The following is a 3,613-nucleotide window of genomic DNA, read 5'->3' as shown; positions in this document are numbered from 1 at the left end:
AATCCCCAATTCATTAATAGATGATTCACTTGACCATCACTCTGGAATAATAAATAGAAGATACCTGCGACTACGACCCAAGATAAGAAATGAGGTAAATAGAGCAGCGTTTGAACGATCTTTTTAAAAAACTCAAACTTGAGTTCATTCAATAATATGGCAATGAGGATCGGAACTGTGAAAGCGAATACAATCTGGTAAAGGCTAATAATAACGGTGTTCATAAAATATCGTCCAATTTCCGGTGAATCAAATATGCGCTGGAAATTGTCTAACCCCACCCAATCACTTTTGAGAAATCCTTTGGACGGAATATATTTCTGAAACGCAATGACGATCCCTAGCATGGGGATATATTTATAGATTAAGAAATAAATGATACCTGGTAAAGCCATTAGCCATAAATATCTTTCTTTTAAGAATCGGTGCCCCCATATATGCTTTCGTCTTTCTTTCTGAATCTCCATGTTGTTTGCGTTGCTCCTCTCCATTGTATCATCTGTTCGTCACCCCCTTAGACCCAATCATAGGCATTGAGGTGTTAGCGGGCAATCAACCATTTTTACGCAAAAAAAGCTTATGATAAGGAGCTGAAATCGGTCAGATGATCCCTGAGATACACTATTTTTGCAGGAAAATGAGGCATCGGTAAAAAGAGTGTACCGCTGACCACCCAAGATAACCACCGATCTGTGATATACTAATTTCAAAAAAGTGACATGTAAATGACAAGGAGATTGGTTATGGATACTCACTCTTGGCGCCAGATTAAACAAATCCTCGAAATGAAAAAGCCTGGTTGGAAACTAAAAAATCGCCTTCTCATTTCACTTATCCTCCTTTCCAGTATCCCAATTGCCATCATGGCGCTCTCCTCTTCCTTCATTAGTAACCGCATTCTAAGTGACCAGACGGATCAGATGCATCAGGTTTTTCTGAATCAGGTGGAGGAAGAAATGAACAATCAGTTCAAAAAGTTTGATGAACTCATGCTGCAATATACGTATGATAATTCAGCTCTCAGCCGTTTTACGAAAGATGACTTAACGTATCAGAACTTTCAACTGGTCAATGATTTATACACCGTATTAACGAATCTTCGAAGCGGTATGGAAAATGTCGTTGAGATTGATTTTTTCAGCACTTCCTATAATAAGATTGTGACTTCGAGTGGACTGCTGCTGCAGCCAGATGACTTTCTGGATCCTCTAGCTATCGATAAATCACGTACATTGACCAAATACGGCGGATGGTTGGATACTCGCAATCATTTGAACTCGCGCTTGGATCGCCCTGTCATCACTTACATCAGACCGATGAACAGCGCAGCCTCTAATTTGGTGAATAGCTTCTTTATCGTTTATTTGGATGCCGCCACCTTAAGCAGCAAATTGAAGGCGAATGTGAGTGATCCAGCAACCTATCTCGTACTCAATTCGGATGGTAATGCAGTCATGCACTCGGACCCCACCAAGGTAGGTAGCTTTATGGACTCCCCTGACTTTAGAAATGAGCTTACGAAGGGTAAAAATATGCCCAACTATCGCTTCACGATAAATTTGGACGGCAAACCGTCTCTCATTAATTCCGTTTATTCTGCGAATCGCGATTGGTATTACGTGTCGATCCTGCCGACGGCCTTGGTCTCGAAGGAAACGAATCAATTGCGTAATGTATTACTCGGCGTCAGCTTTGCCTTTATTTTACTCGCCATTATTATCGCGATTCGCACATCTCAAAGTATTTATCAGCCCGTACATAAGCTAACTCAACGTGTATTTATTGACAAGGATGCATCGACATCGAAGGACGAAATTCATTACATCACAGAGCATATCCAGCATGTGGAAGAGCACAATGACTTTTTGCAAAAAAACCTGAAGCAATATCAGACACACGCCGAGCAGTACAGCCTCATGAGCTTGTTAATTGGGAATTCCAGCGATACGACCCTGCAGCAATATACGTTTGAAAATAAGCCAATCTGCTTGTTTCTTCTAGAAACCGATCCGATTTATATGAAATCGCAATACTCGCGCAACGATCAGTTTCTCATGTACTATGCCATTGATAACATTGTCGATGAGATTCTGAGCACCAAAGGCACTACCCGCATCATGATGATTCAGCCAGGTTTATTCGCGATTCTCCATCAGCCCGAGCAAGCTGCTTTTCAACAGCCACGTATATATGCCAATGAACTATTACATGCGGTTCGTACTTATTTGAAGTTGAATTTCGTCATCTCAGTCGGCTATTCGGAATCAGGCTTACCTGGGATTCATGATGTTTTTACCCAAGCCAAGCATGCCCTTCGGTACAGCTTCTCATTGGGTACCAATCAAGTTATTATCAGCGATGAGTTGGATCCATCCATTTCCGACCAGGCCGACGCTTTAGTTGAGGTGGAGAATCTCATTCTACAATCGCTCCAAGCATCGAATTATGGCGAGGCGCAGGAACTTTTCACGCAAATTATTCAATTATTAAAGGATGACAGTTCATTAACTTCGGAGTTAGTCAAAACCTATTGCTCACAGCTTCTTGGGGCGATGATGCATACTGTAGGGAAGGATTATCATGGAGATAAAGAGTCGGTAAATATGAAGCATTTGACGATGGAATTGGAGCGTCAGCGGAATTTGCATGAGATTGAAAGTTTTTTCTCTCTTCAATTTTTTGATAAATTAATCGTATCACAACCAGAGAAATCGTCGATTGAGCGACAACAAATTGAAGAAGTCGTCGCTTATATCCGAGCTCACTATGATCAAGATATTTCGCTGCAACTGTGTGCAGATCTTGTTGGCCTTAGCAGTTCCCAGCTCAGCCGCTCTTTCAAAAAAATCATGGGCATTAATTTCGTCGATTATGTGATTCAGTTCCGGGTAGGTATAGCCAAAGAATTGCTTAGCGATCCGAAGAATTCCATTCAAGCGGTAACCGATAAACTGAGATATACCTCCGTCAATAGCTTTATCCGCATTTTCAAGAAAATTACCGGCACCACACCGGGCCACTACCGCAAAGATACACAAGAGATGCGGCTGTGAGATGGCGTTAGAACAACAATTCCAAATTTCAGAAAAATCCCCACAGAAAAGCGCCGGCTCATGAGGTTATCATGAAACCGGCGCTTTTTCGATCGTTTCCACATCTACGTTCAAATGGAGACTCTGCTAGGAAACCCCGTTAACTGCTGAACTGGAGCTTCTTTAACARCCGTTCCAAGTGCCCGCCGCGACCACCAGGGTCGCATGCGCTAAGAGTGCGATTCAGGAAGCGCGTCTCAATTGCGTCGAGCCGTTCGCTCTATGCCATCAACAGTTACTTTGTACAGTTGGTGCGGCAGGTCGTGTCCCATGCCGTCAACCAACATGAGCTCGGCGCCCGGAATGGCAGAAGCCGTGTCCTCTCCACACGCTGGGACGAACAGGGGATCGTCCACCCCATGAATGACAAGTGCTGGTGCTTTTATAGTCGCCAGCCGCGGACGACGGTCACCGGAGACAGCGATCGCAGCAATTTGTCGTCCGACACTGCCTGGATCATAGGCTCGCTTGACTTCCTCCAGAATGAGCGCCCGATATACGTCCTCTTCGAACGGATAGCC

Annotated in this window: 2 protein-coding genes and 1 pseudogene; 1 reads left to right on the top strand and 2 read right to left on the bottom strand. The window is 43.6% G+C overall.

Annotation, left to right across the window (positions count from 1 at the left end; translation table 11 throughout):
- A pseudogene (locus tag AC1DUA_RS28740) lies at nucleotides 1-467 on the bottom strand (sugar ABC transporter permease); the annotation flags it as partial.
- A 276-nt stretch (nucleotides 468-743) separates the two neighbouring features.
- Here AC1DUA_RS28740 and AC1DUA_RS28735 point away from each other — a divergent pair.
- A complete protein-coding gene (locus AC1DUA_RS28735; RefSeq protein ID WP_477503009.1) occupies nucleotides 744-3,053 on the top strand; it encodes an AraC family transcriptional regulator in 2,310 nt (769 codons plus the stop codon).
- A gap of 236 nt (nucleotides 3,054-3,289) precedes the next feature.
- On the opposite strand, the gene AC1DUA_RS28730 is transcribed toward AC1DUA_RS28735, so the two are convergent.
- On the bottom strand, nucleotides 3,290-3,613 hold a 324-nt coding region (locus AC1DUA_RS28730; protein ID WP_477503008.1), incomplete at its 5' end, for an alpha/beta fold hydrolase.

It is taken from the genome of Paenibacillus sp. 01T422 (genome assembly GCF_056398785.1).
This window is presented reverse-complemented; position numbering and strand designations above follow the sequence as displayed.

Bases quoted from the DNA above. Each gene is read 5' to 3' on its own strand.
- AC1DUA_RS28735 (WP_477503009.1), top strand. From the start codon at position 744: ATGGATACTCACTCTTGGCGCCAGATTAAACAAATCCTCGAAATGAAA.